This window comes from Fibrella forsythiae (assembly GCF_017353175.1).
In the GTDB taxonomy this organism is placed as follows: domain Bacteria; phylum Bacteroidota; class Bacteroidia; order Cytophagales; family Spirosomataceae; genus Fibrella; species Fibrella forsythiae.
In genome coordinates, this window is the sequence record NZ_JAFMYW010000024.1 from 1 (window position 1) to 16,018 (window position 16,018).

General features: G+C 50.9%; 15 protein-coding genes and 2 pseudogenes. 14 read left to right on the forward strand and 3 right to left on the reverse strand.

The window, feature by feature from the left end; all coding sequences use genetic code 11:
• Positions 1–81: 81 nt before the first annotated feature.
• On the forward strand, positions 82–282 hold the full coding sequence (locus J2I46_RS31745; protein ID WP_207333141.1) for a hypothetical protein: 201 nt from the start codon (positions 82–84) through the stop codon (positions 280–282).
• Here J2I46_RS31745 and J2I46_RS33620 read toward each other — a convergent pair.
• Positions 275–637 (reverse strand): LytTR family transcriptional regulator DNA-binding domain-containing protein, encoded by a 363-nt coding sequence (locus tag J2I46_RS33620; protein ID WP_374758114.1) that lies wholly within the window; start codon positions 635–637, stop codon positions 275–277. The genes J2I46_RS31745 and J2I46_RS33620 overlap by 8 nt on opposite strands.
• Before the next feature lie 517 nt (positions 638–1,154).
• On the opposite strand from J2I46_RS33620, the gene J2I46_RS33625 reads away from it, so the two are divergent.
• The 12 genes and pseudogenes from J2I46_RS33625 to J2I46_RS31810 all read left to right on the forward strand — a co-directional run bounded on the left by J2I46_RS33625 (position 1,155) and on the right by J2I46_RS31810 (position 12,191).
• A complete protein-coding gene (locus J2I46_RS33625; RefSeq protein ID WP_207333143.1) occupies positions 1,155–1,385 on the forward strand; it encodes a DUF4113 domain-containing protein in 231 nt (76 codons plus the stop codon).
• 1,061 nt (positions 1,386–2,446) lie between these two features.
• On the forward strand, positions 2,447–3,511 hold the full coding sequence (locus tag J2I46_RS31760) for a sensor histidine kinase (RefSeq protein WP_207333144.1): 1,065 nt from the start codon (positions 2,447–2,449) through the stop codon (positions 3,509–3,511).
• A gap of 632 nt (positions 3,512–4,143) precedes the next feature.
• A pseudogene (locus tag J2I46_RS31765) lies at positions 4,144–4,788 on the forward strand (alcohol dehydrogenase catalytic domain-containing protein); the annotation flags it as partial.
• A 53-nt stretch (positions 4,789–4,841) separates the two neighbouring features.
• Complete coding sequence (locus tag J2I46_RS31770) at positions 4,842–5,741, forward strand: L-dopachrome tautomerase-related protein (RefSeq protein WP_310589149.1); 900 nt, start codon at positions 4,842–4,844, stop codon at positions 5,739–5,741.
• 193 nt (positions 5,742–5,934) lie between these two features.
• Entirely contained in the window at positions 5,935–8,634 is a 2,700-nt protein-coding gene (locus J2I46_RS31775) for an excinuclease ABC subunit UvrA (protein WP_207333146.1), read from the forward strand.
• Positions 8,635–8,706: 72 nt separating this feature from the next.
• Entirely contained in the window at positions 8,707–9,000 is a 294-nt protein-coding gene (locus J2I46_RS31780) for a putative quinol monooxygenase (RefSeq protein WP_207333147.1), read from the forward strand.
• A gap of 320 nt (positions 9,001–9,320) precedes the next feature.
• Positions 9,321–9,575, forward strand: coding sequence for a hypothetical protein (locus J2I46_RS31785; RefSeq protein WP_207333148.1), 255 nt, complete (start codon positions 9,321–9,323; stop codon positions 9,573–9,575).
• Positions 9,576–9,782: 207 nt separating this feature from the next.
• Positions 9,783–10,265 (forward strand): GAF domain-containing protein, encoded by a 483-nt coding sequence (locus J2I46_RS31790; protein ID WP_207333149.1) that lies wholly within the window; start codon positions 9,783–9,785, stop codon positions 10,263–10,265.
• On the forward strand, positions 10,229–10,582 hold the full coding sequence (locus tag J2I46_RS33630) for a PAS domain-containing protein (protein ID WP_207333150.1): 354 nt from the start codon (positions 10,229–10,231) through the stop codon (positions 10,580–10,582). Before J2I46_RS31790 ends, J2I46_RS33630 begins: the two co-directional genes overlap by 37 nt.
• Positions 10,491–11,246, forward strand: a complete 756-nt coding sequence (locus J2I46_RS31800) for a sensor histidine kinase (RefSeq protein ID WP_207333151.1) — start codon at positions 10,491–10,493, stop codon at positions 11,244–11,246. The genes J2I46_RS33630 and J2I46_RS31800 overlap by 92 nt, the downstream gene beginning before the upstream one ends.
• Positions 11,247–11,448: 202 nt before the next feature.
• A pseudogene (locus tag J2I46_RS31805) lies at positions 11,449–11,730 on the forward strand (response regulator); the annotation flags it as partial.
• Between the two features lie 275 nt (positions 11,731–12,005).
• Positions 12,006–12,191 (forward strand): recombinase family protein, encoded by a 186-nt coding sequence (locus tag J2I46_RS31810; protein WP_207333152.1) that lies wholly within the window; start codon positions 12,006–12,008, stop codon positions 12,189–12,191.
• A gap of 336 nt (positions 12,192–12,527) precedes the next feature.
• Here the strand turns inward: J2I46_RS31810 and J2I46_RS31815 are convergent, their stop codons facing one another.
• Positions 12,528–13,541 (reverse strand): hypothetical protein, encoded by a 1,014-nt coding sequence (locus J2I46_RS31815; protein ID WP_207333153.1) that lies wholly within the window; start codon positions 13,539–13,541, stop codon positions 12,528–12,530.
• 226 nt (positions 13,542–13,767) lie between these two features.
• Positions 13,768–14,247, reverse strand: a complete 480-nt coding sequence (locus tag J2I46_RS31820; protein WP_207333154.1) for a hypothetical protein — start codon at positions 14,245–14,247, stop codon at positions 13,768–13,770.
• An 845-nt stretch (positions 14,248–15,092) separates the two neighbouring features.
• Between J2I46_RS31820 and J2I46_RS31825 the strand changes: the two genes are divergently transcribed.
• On the forward strand, positions 15,093–15,731 hold the full coding sequence (locus J2I46_RS31825; protein WP_207333155.1) for a T9SS type A sorting domain-containing protein: 639 nt from the start codon (positions 15,093–15,095) through the stop codon (positions 15,729–15,731).
• Positions 15,732–16,018: the final 287 nt, after the last annotated feature.

The following is a 16,018-nucleotide window of genomic DNA, read 5'->3' on the forward strand; positions in this document are numbered from 1 at the left end:
AGACACTGGCACCACAAGCAATAGTGGATATCGAAGCGCTACACGACTCAGTGGAAGGATATCCTAAAAGTGAAGTAAGGTATGAAGCTGGAGTCGGAAATAGAGCCAGGTAACCGCGTGTATGTTCGTGCCACTAACAAATACGGACAGGACGTTTCCTACTACGCTACCGTAATCGAGTGGACCAAATCGGGATTATTGAAAGTTGAGTCGGATCTGGTCAGTACATCCGGTCGGCAGATTAAATGCGTGTCAGCTATTTGCGTTAAGCTTCTCAGGTAGCACTGACCTCTGATTCGCCTAGTGAATTGAGGACAGTTAGCGTTTCGGTCATTCGTCGACGGGAAACTAGCACCATCGTATCATCCGTCAGGCGCAAATGGAGCACTTTGCCCTTTTTAACAATTCGAACCACGTAAGCAGGATTGACCAGCGAAGATTTGCTAACCCGAAGAAAGCCCGGTAGTTGCCGCTGGTAATATAATAGCGTCTGGCTGACCAAAAGGGGTCTCGGCTGATTTAAAGTGTAGATGTTGGTGTAATTACTGTCCCCTTCCAGTCGGATAATCAACTCGGGATGTTGCAATGCAGAGTAACCAGGGATATGAATCAAGGCGAAATCTATAGAGCTGAACACACTACTCGAAGAGTATAATCTATTAGATGGGTAGTGTAATTCATTCGACAACAACTATGCCTAAGCGTTTAACCTGTTCACTGTTTTTATATTGGCTTTTTGTCACCTAGACGTGACTTATTTGTTTTTTGATGGTCATATGAAGGTGACTACCAAAAAATCTCCATCCTTCACGCGCCAGACGCATTTGTCAACCTGCTCACCTGGTCAGTAGTGTTGCTCCGTTCACTGGCCACTGCCTGGGTATTGTGGCACATCGTTACAGGTTCGCTGTAACGTTTGTCGGCTTTATGGTCTTGCACGCGTTAACAATGCACAGGTAAAGTAAGAAAGCCCCTCGCTATGAGGGGCTTTCTTACTTTACCTGTGCATTGTTAACGCGTGCAAGGCTAATCAAAGGTGCCCCAAGGTTCTGGCTCTTGTGGATGATTCGAATACAGAATTGGTGCACGGTAGAACTTGCCAGCTACGCTCAGGCACAAGCTGGCTTAGCCACGAATATCAGAAGGGAAGGGTAATGCTATTAGGCCTGGTTCCTGCTAATCACCGGCAGGTGAATTTATTCAACGAAGGGCCGGATGATCGGCAAATCAAACTAGCGCGTGTAGTCGAAAAATTGAATTACCGCTACGGCCGTGACAAAATACGTCTTGCCGGCGCAGGCTATGACCTAACCTGGAGACACAAACAGCAGTGGATATCGAAGAGATATACGACTCAATGGAAGAAGATACTCAATGCCAAGTAATTTGGTATTTTAAGTGAGAGACATACAGGTCCTAAGATAAATAAGTGAATACAGCGTGTACAATCCTCTGTTGCAGTCCGGACGGGACAACTGAATATTCCTGATTATTAGACATTTACAGGGTTAATTTCTTCTAGGTATCATACGAGTAGCAAAATCCTGAAGATGATTATTGCTTTGATGTCAGAATATGACTTTACTACCCTCGTGTTTAATTGCCTTTGTATAGGTCGAATGACCATACTGTATAGTTACTGATGTGGCCTTGGATAAGAAATCGAAATTCACTTACCGCCTGACATAAAAGGTGTTGATACCGTCTCCATTATTATGGCCCTTATTCAGTGGGGAACCAAGCATTGCTTCACCGTCGTCGATCCTGGTTTGGTAGAAGAACTTGAGGCTGGGAAAGACGCGACCGTTGAGAAGTACCAATGGCTCGCCCGCGAAAAGGCCTTAAGCTAAACAAGAGGTTTACGTCCTTGGGCATAGAGAGGGATGGGATTCCAAGCCCGACCTCCTACGCTTTCGGGTATTGCTCTAGAGTAGCCCGTATTTTGACCCCAATTATTGAATGAATTCTGCCAGTAATGTTAGTAGCGTACGAGTTGTGATCTAGCCGATCGCTAGAACACGTAGCCGATTGCCCCGGCCACTTCGTAGACAAGCAAAGAAAAGAATAAAAACTAAGGGTGGCTTATAGCTGAAACAGGCGATTTGCCGCACGATAATAAACTCGCTTCGCCTAAACAATTAGCTTAAACAAATGTTACCTCAGCCATACGAATAAGGACTTTACTTATCCGTTCAATTCGTTTGGTTGCCCAGTTGGGGTCACTTTCTCCAGACGAACCGCTCCTGCCGGATGTAGAGATCTTTCCTGATGAACCATGATGTTCCCTGCGAATTCAGAGTCGACTCCGCTAGACCAACTTGCCTCCTACCTAGCCGCTCGGCGCCAAGCGCTGCTGGCCAATTGGCGAACCGCTTGTGAGACCGATCTGGGTCTAAAAAGCGTTAACCGCTTAAGCCCTGAGGAGTTTATTAACAAGGTGCCCTTCATGCTCAATGTGCTTCAGCAGCAGCTACAACATCAGGACAAGGCAGCCCAGGTGGACCGCTTAGCCGCCGAGCATGGCCTCCTTCGCTGGCACAAGGGCTATGCCCTGGCCGAATTGTTGGCCGAGATGCACCATTTAGACCAGATGATGCTGGCCGAACTGCGGACCTTCTGGCAACTCTACCCCTCAACAGATTGCCCCATAATCACCCAGGCCTATGAGCACATCTCTAAGTTTGCCAGTCAGATCAACATCGGCAGTGTGAGCCAGTTTACCGACTTACAACGCGCGGCGGCGGCTAGTCGGGTCAAGGTACTAGAAAAAGCCATGACAGAACTCCAGGAGGTCGGTCAGCAACGCGCACAGCTCCTGCAACATTCCTCCCATGACCTGCGGGGTAGTTTCGGGGCTATTCAGGGAGCCGCTTCTTTACTGGAATTTATGATGGACGACTCCCAGCAGGAGCGTGAAGAGGTGCTGGATATATTGCTGCGGAACCTAACAATGTGCCGCTCGCTGGTTACCCAGTTGATGGATCTGGCCCGCTTGGAAGCTGGTCAGGAAGCCCTGCACATTCAGCCCCTGGATGCGGGTCAGTTGTTGACCAGTCTAGTGGCGGGCTACCAGCCCCTGGCCGCCGAGCGGGGGCTTTTACTCAAAGCAGACGGCCCGGCCAGCTTGCCGGTCGAGTGTGACCCGGTTCAGCTTCAACGCATCATTCAGAACCTGGTGCTCAACGCTCTCAAGCATACCCCTACGGGCTGGGTCTCGGTCTGCTGGCGTCAAGAGAATGACAATAGCTGGGTGGTCAGCGTGCAGGATTCGGGACCAGGCTTGCCCACCGCTATTCAGGCGGGTTCGTTTCCCCCCTCGGTAGGCCCCTCTCCCGAAACTACAGCGTCCGCCCTGTCGTCCCGCTCCGTGTTTGCCCACCAGGGAGAAGGGCTGGGCTTATCCATCGTCAAGGGCTTGTGTGGACTGTTACGGGCCAGCCTGGAGATTGACAGCAGACCGGGCGAAGGTACCCTGTTTCGTATACGGCTATCCGTTCAAGCCAACCCGTAGTCGGTTTGACTGCTTGTTGGTCGGCCTGCTCACCGGCATGATCCATTTTTTTTGCTGGGCCCGTAGCCTCACTTTTTCAGCCCGGTTCTAACTTTCTGGGCATGAAAAAAGTAATGTACGGACTAGTCGACTACTTGACGAAGGTGGGTGGATCTCGCAAGGCGAAAATCGCCAGCAGAAGCCGTCAGTACAGTCAGACGATGCTGATAGCTACTGCTATCAGAGCCACAATGTGCAACCGACGAAAGGGCAACCTTACTGCAGCGGGTCAGCCCGGCGAAGGCACTTGTCTTAAAAGATAGATAGGTACCTGCGAATCAGGTACAGGTTGAGCAGTACTTCTTTGATCAGAAGGGAGATTCCTACAAACCGTGTTGACGGGCTGGCCCCCCTGCCGCCGACACGCCCTTCTACTGACCCAATCGCTTCAGCAGCGAGGGGCTTGTAGTGGAAACAATTCCGTTGATTTTGCGCCTCGTTGATCTATCTCACCGGTAGGTAGCCAGTATGGCATGGCGGCTGATGAAACCGGTTTTGCCTAATCGCTACCGTTTAGTTATCCTCCTTCCATGCGGCATCACAGCTTATCGTGTTCAGTAAACCAGCTCAATCACAGTTAACGACAGGTAGCTATGTTAGCAATGAATTTTCGCGGTCCCCGTCAAATCAGGCTAGACAGCAACAAGCCCGAGCCGGAAATCAAGCATCCCTATGATGCGATTGTCCGGGTCACCCGATCCCTGATTTGCGGCTCAGACCTGCACCTGTATCACGGTCGTGTGCCTGATACCCGGGTGGGCATGACCTTTGGCCATGAGTTTACCGGCGTCGTTGAAGCGGTCGGCTCAGGCGTGCAAAAGCTCAAAGTAGGCGACCACGTGCTGGTGCCATTTAACGTGGCCTACGGCACCTACCCGCATTGTAAGCAGGAACTCTATGGCAACTGCCATGAGTCCAATCCACAAGCCACCGCCGTTGGCGGCTTTTTTGGCTATGCGCACACCGGCGGTGGCTATGATGGTGGACAGGCCGAATACGTTCGGGTACCCTACGCCGATGTGAGCCCCACCAAAACCCCCAAAGGAATGGACCTGGAAAACGCCGTTCTGTTGACGGATGTGGTGCCCACGGGCTATCAGGCGGCCGAGCAGGGCGGCATCCAGAAAGGCGATACCGTGGTGGTGTTTGGCGCTGGCCCGGTGGGTCTGATGGCGGCCCGATTTGCCTGGTTTTTCGGGGCGACCCGGGTCATTGTGATTAACCACGTAGAGTACCAGACGGTCGTTTGTTTAGCTGTTATCCGTTATGGCCCGGACCACACCGGTATGGTGTGGCCGAAATTTTACCCAATAATGGGGTGAAACCTTATCCGGATGAACGGTGGAATAGTTGGCAGGAAGGGGACAATGGAAAAAACAAATGGGTTTGTGTGCAGGCCGTGTATATTGACCTGGAAAACAACCTGTGGGTGGTTGACCCGGCCTGCCCGAACATGGAACACGTGTACGAGTCTAGCTTTAAGCTGGTTAAGTTCAACCTGGCTACCGATAAAATCGAAGCTGTGTACCGGTTTGATGGCGTACTAAGTAACAAAAGCTATATCAACGATTTGCGGGTCGATACCCAGAGACAGGTAGCGTATTTAACCAACTCCAATGAAGGGGGGATTGCGGTGATTAATCTGGAGACAGGAACCATCCGGCAGATATTGCACCATCATCCTTCGGTGAAACGCGACCCTTCTTTTACCCTGGTGGTGGACGGGAAGGAATTTTATAAGCAGGGTCAGCCGGTACACCTTCAATCCGATGGCATTGCCTTAACATCGGACGGTGAATGGCTGTATTACAAACCGCTCACCGACAATAAACTCTACCGCATCCGAACGGAGTTTTTGCGAGACGAAGCCTTGCCGGATGAACAACGGGAGGCTGCAGTAGACGATTTGGGTCGGTTTGCGGTGACGGACGGGATGATATTTGACAAAAACGGCAACCTGTACCTGGGCGATTACCAGCACTACAAACTGGTACGACTAACGCCCGCGCACAAGATGGAAGATGTCGTATCTGATGAAAGGCTAATCTGGCCGGATAGTTATTCCATTTCAACGGATGATTATTTATACATCAGTTGCTCCCAGATCAATAAGCAACCCGATTACAATGAAGGCAAAAGCAAACAAACCACACCGTATGCCATTTACCGAATGAAGTTGCCTGATTCCTAAAAGAGTCATTCTTCCAAAAACGCACGGTGGCCCGTTTGATAACAAAGACCTGAGTACCAAGTTGGATTGTTATCCTCGCTCAATACGTGGGCGCATGGGCAGTTAATCCCAACTTTGTTTGCCTTAACCCAGTTAACGAAAAAGCGTACTCGTTGCCATTTCATAGCAATCTCGCCAATTCTCCCCTTTTAGCATGGCTCGCCGAACAAACGCCAATGACCAGGACGATCAAGCAGCATCCGGATTTGTCCGCGTGCGGGGAGCGCGGGAGCATAACCTTAAAAATATCGACGTCTCCATACCACGTAATCAGCTGGTGGTTTTCAGCGGTGTCTCCGGCTCGGGCAAGTCGTCCCTGGCCTTTGGCACCCTTTATGCCGAAGCACAACGACGGTATCTGGAATCGGTTTCCCCGTATGCCAGACGGCTCATCGATCAGGTCGGCGTGCCGGATGTCGATGCCATTGACGGCCTGCCGCCCGCCGTCGCCATCCAGCAGCAACGCGGCACGCCTAATGCCCGCTCAACGGTAGGTAGTCTGACGACGCTGTCGAGCCTGGTGCGCATGCTCTACTCGCGCGTGGGTACCTACCCCGCCCGCCAGACGATGCTCTATGCCGAGGATTTTTCCTTCAATACCCCGCAAGGGGCTTGTCCCCGTTGCCAGGGCATGGGCCGGGTACATACCATGACCGAAGAATCGATGGTTCCAGATCCGTCGCTGACTATCCGCCAGCGGGCCATTGCCGCCTGGCCCACGGCCTGGGGCGGTCAGAACCTGCGCGACATTTTAGTCTCCCTTGGCTATGACATCGACATACCCTGGAAAAACCTGCCCAAAAAAGACCGACAGTGGATTCTCTTTACGGACGAGCAGCCGACGGTTCCCGTCTATGCAGGCCTCACCCCAACCGAAACGCGTCAGGCTCAGCGACTAAAGCTAGAACCCAGCTATCAGGGAACCTTCAGCAGCGCCCGGCGAAACCTGGAGCACACGCTGGCCCACACCGACAGTGCCGCCATGCGCAAACGCGTGTTGCAGTTTATGATCAGTAGCCCGTGCCCGGTATGCCAGGGCAAGCGCTTAAAGCCCGAGGCCCTTTCGGTTACCTTCGCCGGCTACGACATCGCCGATCTCTCGCATCTCTCCCTGGACCAACTGGCAGACGTTATCAGGCCAGCTGCGAATGGCGAGTTTGCCGCCGACAGAAACCCGTCAACGTCGCTGGTGAGTCGCCAAGCGGCAAAAGCCGCGTTGGATAAGCGCCTGCAGGCAGGTGGCTCAGCGCACAAGGGCGCCCCTGATGTGCGGCGTACCGGTGATCTCTCGCCGGAAAAGCGGATCGCTGCCGAGCGCCTGTGCGGTGATCTGCTGGATCGCCTGATAACGCTCATCGAACTGGGCCTGGGTTACCTGTCGCTTGACCGCAGCACGCCCACCTGCTCATCCGGTGAGTTGCAGCGGCTGCGGCTGGCCACTCAACTATCCTCTCAGCTCTTTGGGGTCATCTATGTGCTGGACGAGCCGTCAGCCGGGCTGCACCCGGCTGACGGTCACGCGCTCTTCGACGCCCTAGACAGGCTCAAAGCGTCGGGCAACTCGCTTTTCGTGGTCGAACATGACGTTGAGCTGATGCGCCGTGCAGATTGGCTGATTGATGTTGGCCCTGAAGCGGGCAGCGCGGGCGGGCGCATTCTTTACAGTGGAGAACCACAGGGCCTTAGGCAAGTCAGCGAGTCCCGCACCCGGCCCTACCTGTTTGAGGAAACAGCCCGGCTGACGTCCCCCGGTCGTTCCCCTACAGGCTGGTTAAGTCTGGAAGAAGTCCGACGAAATAATCTTCAGGGGGTGACTGTTTCGTTTCCGCTGGGTTGCTTTACCGCCGTGACCGGTGTCTCGGGGTCAGGTAAATCCAGCCTGGTGAGCCAGTCTCTGCTGGATCTGGTGGCAGCACACCTGGGTATGAGACGGGGAGAGGCCGAGGAAGATACGCTGGAAAATACCCCCGCCGAAAAAACCAGCGATCGATTAGGGGGGGATCTCGAGGCCATACAGCGACTGATTGAGGTGGATCAAAAACCAATCGGACGAACCCCACGCTCCAACCTGGCCACCTATACCGGGCTTTTTGATCAGGTCCGCAAACTCTTTGCCGCCACGCCGGAGGCCCGTCGGAGACACTTCGATGCCGGCCGTTTTTCCTTCAACGTGGCCAAAGGGCGGTGCCCCACCTGTGAGGGAGAAGGCCAAGTCAGTATTGAGCTGCTGTTCATGCCGAGCGTGTATGCCCCCTGTCCGACCTGTCATGGCACCCGCTATAACGAAGAGACGCTGGAAATCAACTGGAATGGCAAATCCATTGCGGATGTGCTGGGCATGACGGTCGACGAAGCCTGCCTGTTTTTTGCCCAGGAAGCGTTGGTGTTGCGGTCTCTGGACGCGCTACGGGATATTGGCCTGGGTTATCTCAAACTTGGACAAAGCGCGACCGAGCTTTCCGGCGGGGAGGCCCAGCGCATCAAGCTCTCCACCGAACTGCAACGCACGCAACGCGGCACCACCCTTTACGTGTTGGACGAGCCGACCACCGGCCTGCACCCGCGTGATGTCGACCGTCTTCTTGTTCAGCTGAACCGTCTGGTTGATGCGGGTAACACCGTGATCGTCGTCGAGCATGATATGCGTACGGTCGCCCAGTGTGATTGGGTTATCGACGTGGGACCCGGAGCGGGGAATCAGGGCGGTACGATCGTGGCGGCAGGTACACCTGCCCAGATTGCCGCGTGTCAGGCAAGCCGCACGGCACCATTCCTGGCGAACATGCTGAAACCTGAGCTAAGTCCCCCTCAATCAACGCAAAACTCTATTTACCCTATCTCGGGTTCTGAATGAATGGCAAAACGTAGGACCAGAGTCGTACGCTTATTCCCTATTACGTATTACAAACTTTTAAACTCATGTATCATGGAAAAACTGTCATTACTCGCCCGTGTTCAGGCAAAACCTGGTCAGGAAGCTACTGTCGAGAATTTTCTTAAAGAAGCGCTGGCATTGGCTCAACGGGAAGAGGGCACCCTTCGTTGGTATGCCTTCAAGATCAATGAGAATACGTTTGGTATTTTCGACACATTTGCCACTGAAGACGACCGGCAAACTCACCTGAGCGGGGAGATTGCCAAGGCGTTGATGGCCAATGCCGATGCGCTACTGAGTGCACCCCCTGTGATCGAACGGCTTGAATTACTTGCCGTCAAGTGACTGTTATAACCGGTTAATGACTTTCGTATTTTGGTAAGCACAATACAAAATCATTAACCGGTTACTAATCAAGCACCACTTATTGAATCCTTAACGTACCCGCCTACCTGAAACGGAGGAATCTTCATGCCTATCCGGTTTAAGAATAAGGCATTTTGTAAAACGTATAAAATAGACTGAACAATCAAACTCATACTAACCGGCAAATGGCTGTTTTGAGAAACGTGGTGATGCGACTTCATTAAGGAAAGAACGGAACATCAGTAGCCAGTTTGCTTAGTTATTAGGCGTGCTTGTAACTTTTCTAGCACCTTATCTCTATGACTCCGTCTGACTCACCGCAGAACGTAGCCCTTGCGGCATTCGCTTCCGTTTACGCCATCGCCTTTGCCAACATGGACCAGGGCTTCTGCCTGCTGGAAAGAGTCGACACCTCCCCAAATCTGCCCTCCGACTTTCGCTATTTAACGGTGAATCCTGCTTTTGAAAAGCACACCGGATTAGTTAACGTGACGGGCAAAACCATTCTGGATGTAGTTTCCCCAGGCGGAACAGGCTACCATGGCGATCTATGATCAGGTGGCCTTCACGGGAGAGTCTACTCACTTTCAGACCTACGTAGGCCAGTTAGACCTATGGATGGAGGCTAGGGTCTATCAACTGAATCAACAGCCACCTCAACTAGCGGTTTTGTTCACCAATATCACCGAGGGGAAAAAGCCGAACGCCATCAAGCTTTTTTACTCGCGCTCAGTGATAGCCTCCGCCCGCTAACTGATCCAGTGACGATACAAACGATCGATGCCCAGCAGTTGCTAGCCGAGTTGCAGGCGGGCTGGGTGTACTGTATCAGTCTGGCCACGGACAGTGATACGATCGCCGCGCTGGAAGGGGCTTCAATAGAGGAACCCTTGCCGCTGCCATTAGGTACCAGGATGTCAAGGTTTGGTAAGGCCTTCTTGGCTGACTACACTACTAATCGGACCTGGCGCTATGGCGATACGCAAGCCGAGCCGAGTTTTACCGAGCAAGACCGGCGAGCGTTTTGGATGATCCGGTCAGGGGCCTTGATTGCCGTGCCGCTGGTCAAAGAAGATAAGCTGATGGCGCTGCTCAGTGTAGCCTCTCCAACGCCCCGGGTATGGACACAACAGGAAGTCGATCTGGTCAAACAGGTAGCCGAGCGCACCTGGCTAGAGCCCTCCAGCGAGCTAAAGCCGAAGACGCCTTGCGCCGCCAAAGCGAAGCCGCGTTTCGAATCATAGCCCAGGCCGCTCCCGCGCTGGTCTGGGTCTGTTCGGCTCCGGGCGAAAATATTTATTTCACTCAACGTTGGTACGACTATACGGGCCAGACCGAGGAGCAGGCCAGTGGGCATGGCTGGATAATGACCATGCATCCAATCGATGCGGCCCAAATTGTTCCGTACTGGCAACGATGCCAACGGACGGGTGAATCCTATAAAGGGGAGGTCCGTTACCAGCGGCACGATGGCGTGTATCGTTGGCACACCTTCCGCGCCCTACCTCGTCGGTCGCAACGCAGCCGGACAAATCGAGGCCTGGTACGACTTAAGCATTGACACCGATGACGCCAAACAAGCCCAGGAAAGTCTGCACAAAGCCGCTCGGCATAAAGATGAGTTTCTGGCCAAGCTGGCTCACGAGTTACGTAATCCCATGGCCGCCATTCACTCGGGGCTGGCCATTCTGAGCTCAACTATCCGCGAGGAGATCCCCCGCTCGACGGTAGAGATGATGAGTCGGCAGACGGCGCATCTGGTCAGGATGGTCGATGATCTGCTGGATGTCAATCGCATCAGCCAGGGCAAGATTGAATTGAAAACCGAACGAGTCAATCTGGTCACCCTGGTTCAACAGGCTCAGCATAGCCTCGAGGCTCAGTTTGAGCAGCAAGGCAAAGTGCTTCGGGTGAGTTTACCCACTGCTCCCATTGAGGTAGAAGGGGACGCCACCCGGCTAACTCAAGTCGTTAGTAATCTATTAACCAATGGCCTACGCTATACCGGAGAAGGGGGACAGGTAAATCTTAGCCTGCTGCAGGAAGACAACCAAGCCATCCTTCAGGTGCGGGACAACGGCATTGGCTTAGCGGACGATCAGCTCGAGACTATCTTTGAACTGTTTGTGCAGGTGGATAACTCGCTGGCTCGCTCGAAAGGGGGGTTGGGCTTAGGCTTGACCTTAGTCAAGCAGTGGGTAGGGATGCGTGGAGGCGCAGAGTGAAGGGGTTGGTCGAGGCAGCACCTTTACGGTTGGTCTACCGACGGTGGCTGCGGCTTCCCAGCCACCCGCTCAGCAAGCCCCTAACGCCTGGACTCCCCGGCGCATTTTAGTGATTGATGATAATGCAGATGCGGCCATGACATTAAAAATGCTGCTGAGGCTGAAAGGCTACGAATCACACGCCTGAACCAGTGGTCGGTCAGGCATCGAAGCGGCTGACGCGTTACAACCAGCGGTTATTCTGCTGGATATTGGGATGCCTGAACTGGATGGGTATGCTACCTGTCGGCTGATCCGGGAGCAGCCCTGGGGTGGGGCTGTGGTGGTGATTGCCTTAACGGGTTATGGCCAGCAACAAGACCGGCAGCAAACCAAGGAAGCGGGCTTCGATGGGCATCTGGTGAAGCCAGTGGATGTAGAGGAACTGCTAAACATGCTCACGGATTTGCTCGATAAAGAGCAGACTGGAACTGAATCGGCATAATTCATAGATCTCAAAATACCTTCCTTCAAAGAGACACGCGTGTGCAATTTCTGAAAGCTGCTACTTTGGCAGTTCCATAGTTGCGAAAGGCTTAATTTAGCGCTTGGGTTGTTCGGTGAAGAAATGTCAGTTTAATGAGGTCAAAAAGATATATCTTTCTGGACCAGCATTCGGCTGTGCTCACTACTAGCAGCAGAGAATCAAAAATAGGGTTCAAAAGTAGGGCCAATAATGATAGGCCCTTTGTCTTTGCGCTACTAACTTTTTGACCCTACATGAACAAAGTTTTTGGGTATGCTCGTGTCTCTGCTCTAGAACATAATCTAGATACCCATCTAAATGCCCTCCAGCGGGCGGGTTGCGATAAAATCTTTCAAGATAAAATCACAGGAATAACCAGCTTTGGACGAATTACAAGCCAAAATGCACTTAGGCGAATGGAAAAAATTACGCGCATATAGTTAAGACATACAGCCCTTTATTAAGTAGGCTAGACTCAACCAAGCACTACGTTGTCAATTTTTATGTTGAAGATATGCTACCCCAAGTTGTAATCTTCCTGTAACTACCCAAATAAATGTCTTTCAGATCCAAGTGAAGGAAGCCAGTTTTATAGAGTAATAGTAAGTTATATCTTTGAGTTCTTGGAGGTTCTATTCTCAACAATAATGATTAAAGTCATAAAAAGGCGTTACAACTTGGAAGGTATAGACTTTTGATAGTATAAATTAAGAGCGAGTAAAGCGCAATGAGTAGATATAAACACAATGAATAAGCTTTGTGCATTATAACCTCGTTTACTTTTTAGATTCTTTGAATTTTTCAGAGAGTATAATTATTTCTTCCTTTGAAGCGTAGCCAGAATCAGCTAGGAATTGAAACGCAACTTCATCGGAATCTAATTTCAGATTTATCATGTCAGAAATAGCCTTCTTTTTATCCTTGGCATTCTTGTAATAAGATTTGCATATCTGGCTTCCCATGAAATATCCGATATCTTTAATCTTCTTGCCATTAAAATCCTTCTCTGTCCCAAACCAGCCCTTATTATCTGTTAGCTTCGAGAACATTTCTTGTTTGAATTTGTCCCAAATTTCCTTCTCGTGCTTATAACCAAATTCATTGTAGTGATTTGGATAAAATTTCTCTAACGGTTTGCTATAAACCAATTCTGCCATGAAGTCAGCATTACCCTCCCAAATAGACTGGGCTAAAATTTGGGTTAGCTGAACGGGTTGTTTGCTGAAAATACTATCTATGTTTCTGAACAACCATTGCTGTCGGTGAGTGTATTCGTGTAAAACGATCGGAACGGCCCACTCCTTGTTCTCACTGGCCATTAGTTCTGCTCCGATAAGTAAATTACTCCCGCTCACATTTCCACCAATGATCTCCCTTCCTACTACGAAGATTATATTGCCGTCTCTAAATTCAGGATATAACCGTTTATACCTTCCAAGTTTCTTCTCAATAATATTTTTCCGACTCTCAATCGTATTAGTAATCCAATAGCGTTTTTTTATATACAAATCCTTGTTTTTGATTATATTTCTTAATAGAGAGGTAGAGCTAAGTCTTTCATTATTCATATCAATATCTTTTTCGATAAATTTCTTCAATCCGTCACTTGCTTTATCAAAATAGTAAATATCTAAGTATTTTTTCTGCGTCACTGTATCGATAGTTGTTTGAATACTATCAAAAGCGATATAAAAATTTGAAATATCTTCAGTATATATTTTGACTTGTCCATTAGCGCTAATAGTAAAAAGAGATATACAAGCTAACACACCAAGAAATATCCTTCTCATGCTCAGTTTTATTTAATGATTAGATTTTAAATATGAGAAATCTTCGTCCTCTAAGTGGGGGCCATTCTCGTTGGAAGAGTTTTCCAACCAAAACGAAAATATCTGCATGACTGTTGTATAAGTGGCGTTATGTTATATGAAAAATGTATCTGCTAGATGGACGCCTTCAACTTATGAAACTCCTGAAAATTACAACCGCTTTACCCTATATGGGGAGTTAACAGTATCACTCAACTGCTCTTAAAATACAGGGAAGAACACCGTTTTCGTTAGCCAATTTATAATTAACAAAAAGAGCCAACTTTTGAAAACGGTTGTAGTAACGACTATTACCGCCTACCGGCACGAAGCCATCATAAACAGCGTCATGGGTTAAGTTGCCAAGGGTTGATGGCTGCTCATGCCAGGCAATTTCTCTGACTAACCCATCACTTTTACGAACTCGGACCAATACCTGGGTACTGTCGTTCTCTCTTTTGTAGGCGTAGATAATGCTTTCCGGTCTTTCTTTAGTCGAAGCAAGTTTAAATTGCTTCATGCTGAGTATACGTTCGACTGTTGGTGTATGCTCTAGAAGCAACCCTTTCAGTTCATGATAATCAAGTAACTGTTGAGTTATAACTGATTGGGCCTTTATAGAATACAGGGAGGCTACTAGGCTAAAGCAAGCCGTTAAGAGTAGACGTTTGACGAGTGCAGCATTCATGATCTAGGCTGTTATATAAGTGAGTTTATGTCCAAGCGTATTGACCTGACAAGATATAACACCAGTGACAGAGTTAAGGCATCAAATCCTGGTTTTGCTACTGTACGACCAACGTCGTACAGTAGCAAAACCAGCTTCTACCAGGCCAGCTACTAGCCATCAATGTCACCCCTTGGCCGAAACGCAGTTACTACAATTGGCTGGTTATTGCCCGCCTAGAGCCGCTTTTCCCGCTGACAGTGAAGGGCCAAAAAGCGGGCTAAACAAGGCGTTTTTAGCCCGCTTTATCACCGGTTTGACGCCCTGGTGAGCCAGTGCATTTTCCACAAAAGCCAGGTCGGCAGTGGATCTTCCGACTTTTCTGGCGCAAAAAAGAGGCAACTCGCTCATTATAAGACAACTAATCCAAAATTCTTCGCTCACTTGTATCCAAATCCCAGACAGGACCCCGCCACGCACTACCCCTTCATTACAATTGTAATGCACTTTCCCGGTGATATATGACAGACTGGTTACATCGCGCATTAACGGTTCCATCACCCATTCAGTAGTGACCGGTCAGTTAACCCGGTTAAGGGGCTCTCTACGGGATTCTTCAACCCGCTTAACCAGCTCCGCCGGGGCTCAACCCGTAGCTTGGTGCATAGCGGGGCTATGTCACCTGTGAGCCGGGACATGGTTACTACAGTTCTGGCGGGGCCATCCGCTGTAGCGTACCGGCCTGAGCAGGGGGGCTAGCCCTACATCTTCCGATCTTTCTACTGCAAAAAATGATCAACTTGCTCATCGGTAGGCGAATGCCTTTTCGACTCCTGCTCTGCACGAGAGCTAATCCCTTAAACTGATTGCGGAATTCAGTACAGGCATCCTGCATCCGGCGATCCGACGGCAACGAGCAGCTACAAGTGGAAGTAGATGAAGGGGCCGTGAGTGCCCGGCTGGTGAAACTGCCCCAAGCGGTGAACGGCGCAGACACCTACCTGGAGCTGACCTTCAATCAGGGCGGTCAACTGGCGGCGGGTGCCAGCACGGGCCGCATCCGCTACCGGATTAGTAAGCCTGACGGTGGCCGCTTCGATCAGACCAACGACTACTCGTATCAGGAGCAGCCCCAGGAGTCAAGCCAGAACACGCATCTGGTGGTGCTGGTGAGCAATCAGGTGGTGTGGGGTAAGCTGTTTGCCGGGGCCAGTGCTCGCTTGGCTACTGCTCCAGAGCCAGGCAATGAATTAAGCGTGCAGGTGCTGGGCAACCCCCTGGAGGGCGATCAGTTGCGGGTAGAGATTCGTGGCGTGCAGAGTCAGCCCGTACGCCTATCGGTCAGGGATTTGAGCGGTCGTCTGGTGAGTGAGCGGCAGATCGAGGCCGCCGGAATGGAGGAGCGCCAGGGGCTGGACGTGAGTCGCTCGGATGCCGGTATATTGCTACTCCAGGTCAGTACGCCGACTCAGAGCCGAGTGGTGAAAGTGCTTAAGGTCAGGTAAGTACGTCATTGTCTGTTTGCCTGGATCCAGCTCTCTGGACAGGCGTAAGCGGTGGCCTGTTTACTGGAAGGCTCTTCGGAAACGGCCTAACGCGCCCGCTTCAAGTTGTCTTCCCGGTATGAGCAGGCAAAGGCTTGCCTGGTGCGTTGACGCTACCAGCAGAACTCTTTTTAGCTTTATCTATGGAGCAGCAATCACTGACCGATTTCTTTCGAAACCACGGTGGTGTTATCCGCACCCAGCAGCTTCGCGCGGGCGGGTTTACCCACTACCACCTTAACCCCTTA